Consider the following 15779-nt stretch of genomic DNA (forward strand, 5'->3'; position numbering starts at 1 on the left):
TACCATAAATAAACAGTGACCTAACTCAAACTTTCGACACCGTAGATTTACCAGTATGGTATTTTGTATATAGTTGAACTATTGATTAAAGGATTAATATCTATCTGTATATTAGGTGAGCACATGATATCCCGCCAGGTTTGCTTAGGACTAGCATTAACGACACCTGTTTTTGTAGCTGCTCAAGAAAACTCTTTAGACCAACTCATGTCGATGAGCCTTGAAGAGTTGTCTATGTTAGATGTTGAAATGGAAACGGCTTCGAAAGTGACACAAAAACTTACCGAGATTTGTGTCAACCAAGAGTCCGTATATGTGAGGATCTCTCATGAATTCTAAGTGGCTCAAGTACCGTATTAAGCTCGGTTTTACGAAACTCAGCCTTGCCACTATAGCTATGTTTATTGTGCCTTTGAATACATCGGCGGCTAGTTTCAAACCTTATGAAGTGAAAGCGGTGTACCTTTTTAGAATTGCGAATTTTATACGTTGGAATGATGAAAGCTCAATGAACGCTGTGAACTTTTGTGTGATTGGCGATGAAAAGGTAAGCCAAGTGCTAACGTCAATTACCGAGGGGAAATCTATTCGTTCGCTCGCTATCCGAGTTCAACAGTCGATTACTTCTAAGTGTGATATTACGTATTTGTCTGACCGTAAAAATGACCAATTTCTTAGTCAAGAGCACTCGCCACATACTGTGACAATCAGTGATATCCCTAACTTTACGGACTTAGGTGGAATCATTGAACTCACGCACATCGATAATAAGCTCAAACCTAAGATCAATCTAGAGAACGCAAGGCGCGGTGACTACGTCATTGGCTCGAACCTGTTACGAATCGCTATAGTGGAGGGCCAATAATGTTGTCTTTCATTAATAACATATCGATTAAAAACAAGCTGATATTACCCATTATCATCTTCATCGCAGTCACTTTTGTAACGATCCAATCGGTAAATTACACTGTCACGTTTGAGAGAGAGAAAGAGAGTCTTATTCAGCGTGTTAAAGTGCTAGCACAAGGTGTTGCTTATAACTTGCAAGCCGCGATTTTATTTGAAGACAAGTCATCGGCTCAGGAAATATTGTCAGCTTTCGTCGCAGATAAAGATATTGTTAGAGTGAAGCTCTATGACATCAACGAACAGCTTTTTGCCAGCTATCAGGTGAGCAACACTCTGGTTCCAAGGCCAAACGCAGAAGAATTAGACGATATCGCCGATCATCAATTTGCCATCTCTGAGCATTTCATCTTCTTGCTCGTTCCAGTGACACTGGATGGCGCAGTGATCGCGAACTTGAGAGTAACAATATCGAAAGAGACGTTTAATTCGATCTTAACGAATATTTTCAAGGTTGCGGTCGTCTACCTGTTGTTTCTGGTGATGTTAGGCGGAGTAGTGGTCAAATTGGTGCAACGCTTGATTATCGAACCGATGTTTGACCTCAATGAGGCGATGCAAGCCTTTGTTGAGCGTCGTTCGAAGCAGCCTAAATTAGTCGTAACGAACCGCGATGAAATCGGCGATCTGGTTCGAGCTTTCAATACCATGTTAGAAAGGCTTCAACATCGCGATAACCAAATCAATTTTACGTTAGACAAGTTACAAGAAGAAAAATCATTCGCAAATGAGGTCATTGAAACCGTTCAGCACTCTTTGTTGGTGGTGGATGAAAAAGGGCTCATTCTTCATGCGAACGCAGCTACTCGGGATATTTTTAAATGCTCGGAAGCCTTTCTTGAGAATTTGTTGATCCAAGAGTTGATCGCGACCAAGCAAACGGGTTACTTACAAGATGTTATTGATGCCAATATTGAACTTAATGACGAATTGCTGGAAACCACCGATCTCTTTCAATCAAAACGCTGGCTCCGTGTGAGCAGTCGTTCTTTGACAAAACATGGTCGTATTCTTTATGCAATCCAAGATGTCACCGACATAGAAACGGCCATGAGTCGCCAACGTATTGCTGCGGGTGTTTTCGAAAACAGTAAAGACGGCTTGATCGTGCTCAACTCATCCAATGTGATAACCATGGTTAACCCGGCGATCACACAACTTCTCGGTTATCACTCTGATCTGCTGGTGGGCAAAACACCATTTGAAGTATTTTCGTGGCAGCAATTTTCATCATTGATGCCGACAATTCGCAGTTCGTTAGACAACTATGGTCAATGGCAAGGCGAAGTGTGGGAGAAAAGCGCGTCCGGCACGTTAGTTCCAATGTTTGTCAAAGTGAATCGAATTGCCTCAGACAACGAGAAAGACGAGTTTGATATGGTATTAACGCTGTCTGATTTATCCAACGTTAAAGAGATGGAAAGGCTCGAACACTTGGCTCATCACGACGCATTAACGGGTTTGGCCAACAGAGCTCAGCTGTATAAAGTGATGGATGATGTAGTCACGTCTAGCCATTATTCTAATCAACACTTCGCGGTTATCTATTTGGATCTCGATGGCTTTAAACACGTTAATGATAACTATGGACACGATGCGGGCGACGAAATCCTCAAAGCAGTATCGAGCCGGTTGTTATCTCAAGTTCGTGCAGGAGATTTGGTAGCACGTTTGTCTGGTGATGAATTTGTTCTTATTATTAAACAAACCAACAAAGTCTTGTTAGCAAAGTTAGCGGAGCGACTGTTGGAGCTGATCGGGCAAGAAGTGACCCATAAACAGCGCTCGCTTCATGTTGGAGCGAGCTTGGGCATACACTTAGTTGATGGTTCAGAGCGTGATATAGACGTGATCCTAAAGGTTGCCGATGAGGCGATGTACCAAGCGAAACGCAAAGGAAAAGGTCAGTTTGTGTTCGCTCGTGAGGGTAAATAGGCACCGGTGTTTGTGAGCTCACCCTAAGTTGTTGTATCATAAGTGATAGGTTGAATATTTTTAATTAAAAGGTCTGCTAAGCATGAATGTTTTAGTTACAGGTGGCATGGGTTACATTGGTAGCCATACAAGTATCCAGATGATCAACGCAGGTATGACACCTGTACTTTTTGATAGCTTGTACAACAGTAAACCAAGCGTTCTAGAGCGCATCGAAAAAGTCTCGGGCGTTCGTCCCAACTTCATTGAAGGTGACGTTCGTGATAAAGCGCTTTTGACTGAAACTATGAAGCAACACAACATCGAAGCGGTTATCCATTTTGCTGGTCTGAAAGCCGTCGGAGAGTCTGTGGAAAAGCCTCTTGAATACTACGACAACAACGTAAACGGCACTTTAGTTCTTGTTGATGCAATGCGTGATGCGGGTGTAAAAACCTTGGTATTTAGCTCTTCAGCAACGGTATACGGTGATCCTGCAAGTGTGCCAATTACTGAAGACTTCCCAACAAGCGCTACCAACCCATATGGTCGTAGTAAACTAATGGTTGAAGAGTGTTTAACCGATTTCCAAAAAGCCAATCCTGATTGGAGCATTACACTGCTGCGTTACTTTAACCCTGTAGGTTCACATCCAAGTGGTGAGCTAGGTGAAGACCCGCAAGGTATCCCAAATAACCTAATGCCATTTGTCTCTCAAGTAGCAGTGGGCCGCCGTGAATTCCTATCTGTATTTGGTAGCGATTATCCAACAAAAGACGGGACTGGCGTTCGCGATTACATCCACGTAATGGATCTGTCTGATGGCCACATCGCAGCGCTTGAGAAAGTAGGGTGCAAAGACGGTCTTCATATCTACAACCTTGGTACGGGTAACGGTTCAAGTGTGTTAGACATGGTTAAAGCATTCGAACAAGCAAGCGGTAAAGAGATCCCTTACAAGCTAGTTGAACGCCGTCCTGGTGACATCGCAGAGTGTTGGGCAGATCCAGCTAAAGCTCAGAAAGAACTGGGCTGGAATGCAAGCCGCACATTGGCTGAAATGACCGAAGATACATGGCGCTGGCAGTCAACAAACCCGAATGGATTCCCTGGTTAACCTAGTGGTTTCGTGAATGATTCAAAAATTAAAAGATGCTTTCGGGCATCTTTTTTGATCTTAATCGAATAAAAAGTAAATTAGTGGTTAAAAAGTATCATTCTGTATCCGCTGTGTTATTATGCTCGCGAATTATATGTTTAATGTTAATTTTCTTTGGAGTTAATCATGGAACTAGGCCTAATCATCACTTTCATCGTTGCTGCTGCAGTAATGGTTAAAAAAGAGATGGCAGAGAAGTAATTTCACTTATTACCTTTTTTATACAATTTTTTAGTGAAATAAATTAAAAGCCAGCAATTAAGCTGGCTTTTTAGTTTCTGCTGTATCAGATTCTGTCGTTAAGTTTTCTAACGAGTTAGAATTCGTATTTAGCTGTAATTGACCAGTTACGACCTGCTTGCGTGTAATCTTTATCTTCTTGTGAGAATCCACGAACGTCATTCCACGAGTAGTACTCTTCATCCGTAACGTTGAAGAGACCTGCTCTAAGCGTAAGATCCTTCATCGGCAAGTAGTATGCTGTTAGGTCAACTACAGTTGCTGAATCAATTGGTAGAATTTCATCATTCAAACCATCGCTGTTGATATCACTAGACTTCTTACCTGCTGTGTAGCTTATGTTAAGTGATGTACCCCATAGTGCTGAAGGAGCATCATAGTTAAAACCAACGACAGCGTTCCAAGGGTTTACACTGTTAAGAGGATTACCTTCGCCATCTTCACCTTCAGTATACGTTGCAGAAACACGAGTACTAACACCTTTCACTGGCATGAAGCTATTCCAAGACTGTGTATTTGACGCTTCGATACCTTTAATTACGGCTTCATCAATGTTTACATTCTGATATATTGTTGGATCGGCCGGAGTGGCTGAGCCACTAACTGCTACGTTATCAATAAAGTTATCATAATCGCTGTAGAAGATAGCGATTTCGCTTGATGAATAATTTGTGTTATGACGCCAACCTAACTCGTATGAAATACTTTCTTCAGCTTCTAAGTCAGGGTTAGGGGCATTCAAATAACCGTGAGCAGGATTACCAAATGAGTAGTAAAGCTCTTGGAAATCAGGAGCTCTAAAGCCTTGGCTGATTTGACCGAAGATCTTATTTTCATCATTAAGCGTGTAAGTTGTACCCAAACGTCCGGTAACAGCTGAGTCTGAATATTTTGCATAAGACTCTTCTGGGTTACCACTTGGGTTTTGACTTGTATCACCTGGATCAGTTTCAAAACCATCAAAACGAACACCCGGAGTAATCATCCAATTTCCGATCGTCATTTCATTTTGAGCAAAGAATCCATATTTTCTTTCAGATGCGGCAGGGATGTAGAAAATAACTTGGTCTGCGCTGATGGAGTTATATTCGTTATTAACGTTTTTAATGTCTTTGTCCGAATATGAAGCGCCATAGATAAAGTAGTTTTCTACATTACCCGTCATGAAGAACTTATCGAATTGCACATCAAATTGATAACCTTCATCCTCGTAGATATAGTCCTTTTTCTGAACATTACCTGCCGGAGGTAGGAACATACCGCCATTAGAAGTACGATTAGTTACGCCATTCTCTTCTTTGCTCAGCCAGTCAGCTTGCCAAGTAATAGTATCTGCAAACGCTAGGTCAGCATCCCAAATATGTTTGATACCGATTTGCTGTTGGCTAGTTGTGTCTTCGCCAGTGTAGTCGGTGTAACTTGCACTATTTAAATCGGTATCACCAGAATTCTCAATGAAGTTACCAGAAAACTCTAAACGGTGTTGTTCGTTTAATTGGTACTGAAGCTTAATCAACAAGTTGTTGTTCTGAGTATCTTGCTCATCAGGTGTACCAAAGTTATCAGTTTGCTCACCGTCTCTGCGAGTATAAGCAACTAACGTTTCTAGGTCGCCAATACGATTTGCTAAAGCAACCGATTCGCTAAAGGTATTATCAGATGAAGAGTAGTTGAACTTCGCGTGGCCACCGAAGTCTTTGTCTTTTAAAAAGTCACTCGGGTCTTTTGTTTCGAACGCAGCAATACCACCAATCGCGTCAGAACCATACAGAGAAGAAGCCGCACCTTTAACAATCTCGACAGACTTCAACATATCCGTATCGACATCAATGCGTGAAGAGTTAATGAAGTTATATGACTGAGTACCACTTGGAGTAAATTGGCTAGTTTGTGATACTCCATCAACGATAACCTTTACTCGGTTACCTTCCATACCACGAATGTTAATACCTTGAATCCCTTGGCGAGAATTCGTAGTCACCGTGACACCTGGTGTGTACTTAAATAAGTCTTCTACATCCGTAACCATGTTTTTTTCGATATCTTTATCGTTAATCACAGTTACCGACGCAGCAACATCTTCAAGTTGTTGATTAGTACGAGTCGAAGATACAACAACCTCGTCAAATAGGGCATAATCTTCAGCAAAGGCTGATGTTGATGAAAGCGCTAAAACGATTGAAGCAGAGAGCAGGGATTGCTTATACATCTGATAGTTACCTTAGTTCCATAGTATTATCTTGATTTGCGAAATATAATATTGGATCTAAATGATAATTACTATTATTTGCATTTAAATAATTTTCAATTTTATCAACTAACTCATAATTAATACTCTTAAATATCTGTATTAACAAGACTTTTACAGTTCCATTCACAGTCTGAATGCTTCTGTTTTTGTGATTCAAGTCTCATTTATAAAGTAGGAAAGCTATGCATAGTCCAATAACACTTGAAGCGTTACACATCCTAGACGCCATCGACCGACGTGGAAGTTTCGCCGCCGCGGCCAATGAAATGGACAGAGCGCCTTCATCACTCAGCTATCAAATACAGAAGCTTGAACAAGATCTAGACATCATGATTTTTGACCGCTCAGGCCACCGTGCAAATTTCACGGAAGCGGGTCAGTTGATACTTGAGCAAGGTAGAATCATTCTTGGAGCTACAGAACGTCTTGTTAACGAGGCAAGCATTCTAGCCAATGGTTGGGAGCTCGATTTGACCATCGCCTTTGATGGCATTATCCCGATTGCTAACTTTTTCCCACTGGTAGATGAACTAGGAAAAATCAGTAAAACACGCGTTCGTTTGCAAGAGGAAATCTTAGCGGGTTGTTGGGAATCTCTCACAGATGGTCGTGCTGACTTATTGATATGCCCTAAGCTCGATACAATTCCAAACGATATGAAAAGTGACGTAATTGGTAAAATGGAGATGGTGTGGGTCGCGGCATCAAGCCACTATGTTCACAAGCGTTCTGGTGAATTCGATCAGAAGGCGAGAGAAAGTTACAGGGTTATTGCCATTGCAGACACCGCACGCGATCAGCCAGCACTAAGCATCAATATTCTAGAGAAACAGCCACGTTTAACCGTGACAAGCTTTCCTGCGAAAGTAGAGGCTTTGACATCAGGACTAGGGATTGGCACCTTACCGAATAGTGTCGCTAAACCTTTGATTGAATCTGGCGTACTACAGCAGATCTCCGGTACAGAACCACAACCGATCGATATTGTTATGGCTTGGCGACGCAACAAAATGGGCGACGCCAAGTCTTGGTGTATCCAACATCTTAAAAAGACATGGGCGTTAAAGTAACGGTAACACCATATCTGCAGTACCATCTTCAAAACTGATATCTAGCTTAAAACCGAGCTTTTGAGCTAGTGTCAGCATCCCTCTATTGGTTGGCATCGTCATACCCGACATCTGCTTGGTCTGCTTCGCACGGCAGTAATCGATAACCTTGGTCATAAGAATGCGACCTAGACCAACACCTTTAAGGTCAGAACGAATCAATATTGCGAATTCGGCGTTTGTGTTCTCAGGGTTAATCAGTGCACGGGACACGCCGATGATCGCTGGAACGCCTTGTTCCTCGCGAACGACCACAAAGGCGATTTCTCTATCGAAATCAATCTGAGTGAAATTCGCCAACGCCTCATGATTGAATTCACCGACATCACTAAAGAAACGCTTATAGAGATCTTCCTTAGACACACGGTTAATGAAGTCAGCATGAAGCGGTTCATCTTCGGGAAGAATAGGGCGTAACAACACTTCGGTTCCATCTTTTAGCTGGATACGTTCTTCAAGCTCGACCGGATAAGGGCGAATCGCAAGACGTTCCTGTGGATCGCCTTCGTACGCTTTCAAGATGATATCGGCATCTAATATCGTGAACTTGTCACCATTGGCCAGTACTGGATGGATATCCAAATCATGTATTTCAGGGCAATCCACTACCATTTGCGATATACGTACCAATAACTCAGACAAACCTTCTATATCGATGGGGTTAGGGAGTTTTTGTAGACGAATCTTGCCGCTTTTTATCGCTCGAATAATCAAGTAACGCGCCAGTGTCATGTTGAGCGGTGGAAAAGCAGCTGCGGCATCAATCGACTCATCCCACTCCGAACCACCTTGTCCAAGTAATATGATTGGGCCGAAGGTTTCGTCTGTTGTAACCTTAATACGCAACTCTTGGCCGCCCGCGAGCTTAGCCATACCTTGAATTAACAAGCCGTGGATGTTTGCTGTAGGGAAGGATAATTGAGAACGATCGAGAATTGCCTGAGCCGCATTGGCAACTTCACTGCTGTTTCGCAAATTGAGCATCACGCCTTGTACGTCTGACTTATGTGCAATATCCGGCGAACGTAATTTTACTGCGACGGGATAACCGATCGTTTCAGCGATGTGTACCGCTTCACTTGGGTCAGAAGCGATCCAAGTTGGTAACACATCGAGGTTGAAGCTCTTGAAAAACTGACTGTTTTGGTGAGTATCAAGGCTAACTGTGTCTTTATCCAGTAATTTTCTTTCTATCCAACCTTTCGCATCTGCTAGATCTTCAATGTGTACTTTTTCTGCAGTGGTCGGCGTTTCCATTAACTGACGTTGGTTACGTCTGTACTCGACTAAGTGCATGAATGCGACCACAGAGCTTTCAGGGGTCCGATAAGTTGGGAAACCCGCTTCGGTAAACAGCTTTCGTGCGGGCCTTGCTGTTAGCTCACCAGACCAATTCGTCAGGATGTTAAAGCGCTTGTGGCGAGGGTGCTTCTTAATCGCTTCAATAATTCGTTCTGCCGTTTTAGCGGAATGTGCGACCGCTGAAGGGCTGTGCATGATAAGAATCGCGTCTGCTTCATCGCCATCGAGTAAGATGTTTATAGTGTCGATATAACGTTGATCACCAGCGTCGCCGACAATATCGATAGGATTGCTATGAGACCAACTCGATGGCAAAACCTTGTTCAACTTATCAAGTGTCTCTTCTGAAAACTCTGCGAGCTTACCACCGCGGTCAAATAGGGTGTCCACAGCCATAATCGCAGGGCCGCCACCATTAGTAACAATAGCCAAGCGCTCGCCTCGCAATGGTACTGAATGAGTCAGTGTTTCTACCGCAGCAAACAGTTCATGTAAGTTCTTAACTCGTAGCATGCCGCTGCGTCGGATTGCGGAATCATAAATAATATCTAATGTGTCGGCACCGCCAGTGTGAGCCATTGCTGCGGCTCTGCCTTTCGCCGTTCGACCGCCTTTCAACACCAAAATTCGTCGGTTACGCGAAGCCGCACGCGCTGCAGAAATAAAGCGCCTCGCATCAGTAATGCTGTCTACATAAAGCAATATCGCTTCGGTGTGAGAGTCGGTACTGAGATAATCCAATAACTCCGAGAATTCGATATCGCTACCATTGCCTATAGAGATAAACGCCGAAAAACCGATCTCTTTGTCATTAGCCCAATCGAGAATAGTGGTACACACAGCTGCCGACTGAGAAACAAAGGCGATCTTACCGGGTAATGCTGTCACTGGAGAGAATGAGGCGTTCAAATTTAACCAAGGGACAATCACCCCCAAACTATTGGAACCCAACACTCGAATGTTGTGCTTTTTGGCAATCGCTAGGCATCGTTCATCATACGTCTCACCATTATCGCTTTCTTGCTGCATGTCTGAAGAAAGCACAATGACAGAGGCTATACCTTTCTCAGCCAGTTCTTCAAAAATAGCGACATTATGGGTCGCATTGGTACACAAGATTGCGAGGTCAGGAACAATCGGTAACGACAAAATGTTCTTGTAAGAAAGCACACCGGCCACTGAATCATATTTCGGCGTAACCGGCATCACCGCACCTTTAAAATCCCCATGCAACAAATTGTTCATAACAATATATCCTGCGCGTGTTTCTCGTTGAGAAGCACCAACAACAGCGATTGAACGGGGTTTAAGTAGGGGATCAAGATGATTCATAGACATATCCTAGCAATGCACGTAAGTTCATCGTAACTTACTTTGCACTCACAGGTTGATGGCAAATTCACCGAATTCAGATGAATAAGCAAACACTGCATAAAGTTTGTGAAATAGGTCACCCACTAATGGTGTATAATCCCAAAGTTAACTTGATTCTAAACCGACGTATCGGCATGATTTATAGTAATTATTATTAAGGATATAGAGCTTTCCATGAAAAAATTTGCAATTGTGACTTTGCCACTGCTCTTGGCTGCGTGTGTATCTGACGACTACGTTACCAATGTCACTTCAGATAGTTATCAAGAAGAGTACAAGACGGCCAAAGTTGAAGCTCCAGTTGTATCTCAATCTGAGCAAACAGGCGTTGTTGAAGAAAACGTTGTCAACGTGATCAGAACTGAACCTGTTGAACAGAAAGTCACTCAAACGACTAAAGCTAAGCCAGTTGCAGTAGTGACAGGACCAACCAAGAAACAACAAGACATGAACCAGCGTTTTGGTTACACAGTTCAAGTTGTTGCTGTTGGCAGCCAAAGTAAAGTCGATTCTTTCGTGAAAATGCTACCTACGACTTCTCAACCAGTTTGGGAAAACTACAAAATGGTTAACGGCACTAAGTGGTTCACGGTACTTTATGGTGACTACGCAACACGCTTAGAAGCTAAAAAGGCAATCTCAACACTGCCGAACACTTTCCAAAACTTGAAGCCGTTCGTTAAGAGCATTGATGACATCAAGAACTCTGAATACCCAACGCTTAACAAGTTGAACTAAGTTTTGATTCATAAAGAAGGGGCAAATGCTCCTTCTTTTGTTTTAAGACTCGCTGTTTTGTTTAATAGTTAATCGCTCGATCTTTCGAACGCAATTTTAACAATCAAAACACTGTACCTATCTCGACTTTTGTTTATCATTGAAGTCAGTACTCCTAGTTTCAAGGACCGAATTTACCCATGAACACCACAAACATCCTTCTACTTTGCGGCGGTGGATCTTCAGAGCATGAAGTATCTTTAGTTTCAGCCAATTACCTTTTTGAACAACTTAATAGCGTTGCAGATTTTAACGTTGTAAGAGTTGAAATTAAGAACGAAGGCTGGTGTCTTGATTCAGGTGAATTGGTTTATCTTGATATTAACGACCAAACCTTACGCGGTGACAATTTAGCATCTAAAGTCGATTTCATTGTGCCTTGCATACACGGTTTCCCAGGTGAAACAGGTGACATTCAATCACTGTTTGAAATGGCTAAAATTCCATACCTAGGTTGTGGTCCAGAAGCAAGCAACAACAGCTTTAACAAAATCACGTCAAAGCTTTGGTACGACGCACTTGGTATTCCAAACACGCCGTACCTGTTCTTATCAGACAACAATGATCAAGCTCACTCACAAGCAACTCAAGCATTTGAAAAGTGGGGTAAAGTGTTTGTAAAAGCGGCTCGTCAAGGTTCTTCTGTAGGTTGTTACCAAGTTAACCAAGTAGAAGATTTAAGCGAGGCTATCAACAAGGCGTTCACTTTCTCGAACCAAGTATTGGTTGAGAAATCAGTGGTGCCTAGAGAGCTAGAAATTGCTGCTTATGAAATCGATGGCGAGCTACACATCAGCAAGCCGGGTGAGGTGATTGCACCGAATGGCGCATTTTACTCTTACGAAGAGAAGTACAGTGCAGACAGCCACTCGATCACTGAAGTTGAAGCAAGTAATTTAACTGACGAACAGCGTGAATTGATTGCAGACAGCGCACGAAAAGTCTTCACCCAGATGAAGCTTCGTCACTTGTCTCGTATCGACTTCTTTTTAACGCAAGACAACGAAATCTACCTGAACGAAGTCAACACCTTCCCAGGTATGACGCCAATCTCCATGTTCCCTAAAATGGTTGAGCATGACGGCCACAAATTCAGCCAGTTCTTAGAAAACTGCGTGAGAACAAGCCTTTCTTAGGTTTCTAACTCGTTTTCGTTCACTTAGAGCTGAACCAACAAGTGCCTTGAGCTTTCGCCAAGGCGCTTTTTGTTTTTAACGCTAACCGTTTTTACAAATATCGTTTTAACCATAACTTATATCAAAATAGTAATATCCAAGTAATCTGCGACCCGTCATTGCCAAGGTATTAACGCCTTAAACTTCATCTTCTCACTATCAGCCGTTCCCGTGAAACCGACATATTGAGCTGGCATTGCCGGGCTAAGCCAACGACCAAAGTCCTGAATCTCTCTCACCTTAAGACCTTGTTTCGACAACTCTTGTGCAGCACCAACACGAATCGAATTTCCAGAGAAATGGTGATTTTCTGGCAGTTGAAGTAAGTCGCTAGCTCTTCTCAATATCCTATAGATGGACGAATCATCTAAAGGCTGCAAACCAATATTCTCATGCTTGTCTATCGCACGAAATACTGGCAAGTCATCTTGTATACCAGTAAACGAAAGCCAACGTTGAAGTGCAACACTGGCTATTTGTGACAACTGATAAGCCGAATCTTTGACTGTTACTTGGTAATGATCTTCAACGTACTCAACATCACTCATCGATAACAACTTAAGCTCTGAGCGCTTTAAAGCACACTCGAACATCACGTTATAAATAGCAATGTCTCTGATCTCTTTCAGGTTTGCTTTCTCATGGGAGAGTAACGTATTCAAATCAGTGAGATGCACAGATGTCATAGCATTGGTTTGTTTAGCGTCACCGGCCATTTGAGATTGTAAGTGGAGTAGGGTAAAGCGAACTTGCCTGTGCTTGATCGGGTTAGCAAAGCTCAACACAGTATGTAACATGCTAAGCGTTGCAGTGTAACGTTTTAGCGATGCGTATTTTCTATCGTTAGACTCCGTTTCAAGAAAACGACGAACAGCGGTTATAGATGCGGGAAGTGTGTTAATACGATGTTTGGTACAGAACGCATGATAGCGATTCCAATCACTGTAAATGCCCAACAGTGAATTGCGAGAGTATTGAAATCCTGTCAACTCATCTATAATTTCTATTGTCGCGTTGCTGTTTAATTTTTCAACAAATGAATTAATTATCACAGAGTCAGTTAAAATAGGGACTTTTTTTCTCAAATTACCATACCTCGACAGGTGTTTTTACCATATTATGCTTGATATCATTATTAGTATACTTATGATTAATGCAGTGAAAACAGAAAGATGATTAATAGATATGGCTAATTCAATTTACCGAAGCGTCCATCTTCAATCGATAGATGCTAACAACACAGTTTGGCGTGCTAAGTTAAAAAACAACGTTATTCAGGGCAACCTAGCTGCCGTGAAAAAGAGTATTGATTGGTGGATTGATACCGCATCTATTATTGATCCAAAAGAATTCATGTCATTAAATAAGTCGAGAGGAACTGGTGGCTCGACTGAAAACTTCAACGGCTACCAAATCAAGAATGACACCGGTGAGCCTAATGCGTGGTATTGCATGTTTAACGGTCGCTTAATCAAAGGCGGCAAGGTTGCAATCCAACGCCATATAGAAGCTTACTTACTCGCAAAACAAAAAGCAGAGCAACAAAAGAAGTAAATTATGAGCCTAGTATATTCAACAGAAACAGGTCGCATTAAGCCTGAAGAAGAGAAAGTCCAACGTCCTAAAGGCGATGGTATCGTTCGAATCCAAAAAGAAACCAAAGGCCGTAAAGGCAAAGGCGTTTCTGTCGTAACTGGCTTAGACCTAGATGACGCACCATTAAAACTAATGGCAGCAGAACTCAAGAAAGTTTGCGGCTGCGGTGGCTCAGTAAAAGATGGCAACATCGAAATTCAAGGTGACGCGCGCGACAAGATCAAAGCGCACCTTGAAAAGAAAGGCTACAAAGTTAAATTTGCTGGCGGTTAATCTCTAACTAATACCAGGGTTAAAATCGAAGATTATTATCACTGGTTATTAGGTATTTTATGGTAAATAGCCAGTATGGTTAAATACACAGTATAAATTAGAGAATATCGGCACAATACAAAGGCAGGGCATCGCACAAAGATACCTGCCTTATAAATACCAAACACCATTTAACATAACGTACATAATACGCAGTTAATTTGTTAGAGCAATTTAGTAATGTCCGGTTTAAGCCATTTTAAAATGTCCTCCTAAGCTTACCTATATTGGTCTGCTTAGGAGTTATCCGGATGCTTATTACTATGAGTGAAAAAGATATTCATCGATTCAAGGTACTTACTGACGTACGTGAAAAACGACTACGCCAAGTTGACGCTGCTATCATTTTGAACCTGTCTGCGCGTCATATCCGACGTTTGGTAAACCAACTTGTCTCTCTTGGCGCGCAAAGTCTTACACACGCAGCGCGTGGACGCCCAAGTAATCGACGCTACTCAGAACATTTCAGAATTGAAATACTGAAACTTATCCGTGAGCATTACTCTGACTTCTCACCAACGTTCGCTCTGGAAAAACTGACTGAACGACACAATCTATCCGTCTCTAAAGAAACACTCCGTCAATGGATGATCGCCGACGGACTGTGGCTTCCACATTCACAACGCAAACCTCGGGTCTATCAGCCTCGTTACCGTCGAGACTGTCTTGGAGAATTGATTCAGATAGATGGCTCACATCATGACTGGTTTGAGGGCCGCAGCGACAAATGCTGCCTATTGGTGTTCATTGATGATGCGACTGGCCGTCTGATGAACCTAAGATTCAGCGAGACAGAATCCGCGTTTGACTACATGATGACCACGCGTGAATACCTCAATGAGCACGGCAAGCCCATCGCATTTTACAGTGACAAGCACTCTATTTTTCGAGTGAATCAGGAGAAACACAAACAAGTTGGCCAAACTCAATACGGGCGCGTGTTGAAAGAACTGGCGATAGAACTCATCTGTGCCAACAGCTCCCAAGCCAAAGGCCGCGTTGAGCGAGCCAACCTCACGCTGCAAGACCGACTGGTTAAAGAGATGCGCTTACAAGGTATCGACACCATCGAACAAGCCAACGCCTGGCTTCCCTACTTCATCGCCGATTTTAACCATCGCTTTGCTAAGCCCGCTCAATACCCAAAAGACATGCATCGTCCGGTTCGAGAGTCCAAGCAAGAACTCGACGATATTTTCAGTTGGCAAGAAACTCGTAAGCTCTCTAAGTCACTTACATTTCAATACGATAAAGTGATTTATCTCATTGAACCTACTGAAGAAAACAGCCGATTAACGTACGAAAACGTCAAGATACTCGACTACCCAAACGGTGAAATCGCCATCCAATACGGGCATCGAAAACTCGAATTCAAAACCTTCGACAAACTCGAGCACGTTCAACAAACCCAAATCGTCGACAACAAACGCCTCGGCCAAGTTTTAAAATTTGCTCAGCAACAACAAGAAGAATTCGAACAACAACAGCAACGAACCCGCAGCAAGAAAGCCCCCAAGCGCCGTGCACAACAAAGAGCCCTTCAAACAGCCCCTCGAGCCATCAACCCTGTCCTCACCGAACCATTCAAAGCTTCCAGTCGAAAGACCTAACAAGGGGACATTTCTATTTGGGACAAATGAGGACATTTTAAAATGGGATTGACA

13 protein-coding genes are annotated in these 15779 nt (G+C 42.7%); 10 read left to right on the forward strand and 3 right to left on the reverse strand.

Annotated features, from left to right (window positions below; translation table 11 throughout):
- Positions 1 to 123: 123 nt before the first annotated feature.
- From AB4558_RS19710 to galE, 4 genes are all read left to right on the forward strand, one after another.
- Positions 124 to 339, forward strand: a complete 216-nt coding sequence (locus AB4558_RS19710; RefSeq protein ID WP_017069912.1) for a hypothetical protein — start codon at positions 124 to 126, stop codon at positions 337 to 339.
- On the forward strand, positions 329 to 865 hold the full coding sequence (locus AB4558_RS19715; protein ID WP_372055049.1) for a YfiR family protein: 537 nt from the start codon (positions 329 to 331) through the stop codon (positions 863 to 865). The genes AB4558_RS19710 and AB4558_RS19715 overlap by 11 nt, the downstream gene beginning before the upstream one ends.
- Positions 865 to 2841: a diguanylate cyclase domain-containing protein gene (locus AB4558_RS19720; protein WP_372159030.1), complete on the forward strand. Its 1977-nt coding sequence runs from the start codon at positions 865 to 867 to the stop codon at positions 2839 to 2841. Before AB4558_RS19715 ends, AB4558_RS19720 begins: the two co-directional genes overlap by 1 nt.
- A gap of 82 nt (positions 2842 to 2923) precedes the next feature.
- On the forward strand, positions 2924 to 3937 hold the full coding sequence (gene galE, locus AB4558_RS19725; RefSeq protein WP_017060088.1) for a UDP-glucose 4-epimerase GalE: 1014 nt from the start codon (positions 2924 to 2926) through the stop codon (positions 3935 to 3937).
- 358 nt (positions 3938 to 4295) lie between these two features.
- On the opposite strand, the gene AB4558_RS19730 is transcribed toward galE, so the two are convergent.
- Positions 4296 to 6428, reverse strand: a complete 2133-nt coding sequence (locus AB4558_RS19730; RefSeq protein WP_372159031.1) for a TonB-dependent hemoglobin/transferrin/lactoferrin family receptor — start codon at positions 6426 to 6428, stop codon at positions 4296 to 4298.
- A 224-nt stretch (positions 6429 to 6652) separates the two neighbouring features.
- Here AB4558_RS19730 and AB4558_RS19735 point away from each other — a divergent pair, with 224 nt between their 5' ends.
- Complete coding sequence (locus tag AB4558_RS19735; protein WP_136974592.1) at positions 6653 to 7540, forward strand: LysR family transcriptional regulator; 888 nt, start codon at positions 6653 to 6655, stop codon at positions 7538 to 7540.
- Here AB4558_RS19735 and AB4558_RS19740 read toward each other — a convergent pair.
- Complete coding sequence (locus AB4558_RS19740; RefSeq protein ID WP_372159032.1) at positions 7532 to 10213, reverse strand: GNAT family N-acetyltransferase; 2682 nt, start codon at positions 10211 to 10213, stop codon at positions 7532 to 7534. The genes AB4558_RS19735 and AB4558_RS19740 overlap by 9 nt on opposite strands.
- Before the next feature lie 216 nt (positions 10214 to 10429).
- Here AB4558_RS19740 and AB4558_RS19745 point away from each other — a divergent pair, with 216 nt between their 5' ends.
- Complete coding sequence (locus AB4558_RS19745) at positions 10430 to 10993, forward strand: SPOR domain-containing protein (RefSeq protein WP_017064585.1); 564 nt, start codon at positions 10430 to 10432, stop codon at positions 10991 to 10993.
- 179 nt (positions 10994 to 11172) lie between these two features.
- A complete protein-coding gene (locus AB4558_RS19750; protein ID WP_065584955.1) occupies positions 11173 to 12168 on the forward strand; it encodes a D-alanine--D-alanine ligase in 996 nt (331 codons plus the stop codon).
- A gap of 155 nt (positions 12169 to 12323) precedes the next feature.
- Here AB4558_RS19750 and AB4558_RS19755 read toward each other — a convergent pair whose 3' ends face one another.
- Complete coding sequence (locus tag AB4558_RS19755; RefSeq protein ID WP_017060094.1) at positions 12324 to 13292, reverse strand: tyrosine-type recombinase/integrase; 969 nt, start codon at positions 13290 to 13292, stop codon at positions 12324 to 12326.
- A gap of 100 nt (positions 13293 to 13392) precedes the next feature.
- On the opposite strand from AB4558_RS19755, the gene AB4558_RS19760 reads away from it, so the two are divergent.
- From AB4558_RS19760 to AB4558_RS19770, 3 genes are all read left to right on the forward strand, one after another.
- Positions 13393 to 13761: a DUF3319 domain-containing protein gene (locus AB4558_RS19760; protein ID WP_017060095.1), complete on the forward strand. Its 369-nt coding sequence runs from the start codon at positions 13393 to 13395 to the stop codon at positions 13759 to 13761.
- 3 nt (positions 13762 to 13764) lie between these two features.
- Positions 13765 to 14076: a stress response translation initiation inhibitor YciH gene (gene yciH / locus AB4558_RS19765; RefSeq protein ID WP_008221404.1), complete on the forward strand. Its 312-nt coding sequence runs from the start codon at positions 13765 to 13767 to the stop codon at positions 14074 to 14076.
- A 302-nt stretch (positions 14077 to 14378) separates the two neighbouring features.
- Entirely contained in the window at positions 14379 to 15725 is a 1347-nt protein-coding gene (locus tag AB4558_RS19770; protein ID WP_372075048.1) for an ISNCY family transposase, read from the forward strand.
- Positions 15726 to 15779 lie beyond the last annotated feature (54 nt).

This window comes from Vibrio sp. 10N.222.51.C5 (assembly GCF_041474575.1).
In the GTDB taxonomy this organism is placed as follows: domain Bacteria; phylum Pseudomonadota; class Gammaproteobacteria; order Enterobacterales; family Vibrionaceae; genus Vibrio; species Vibrio crassostreae_C.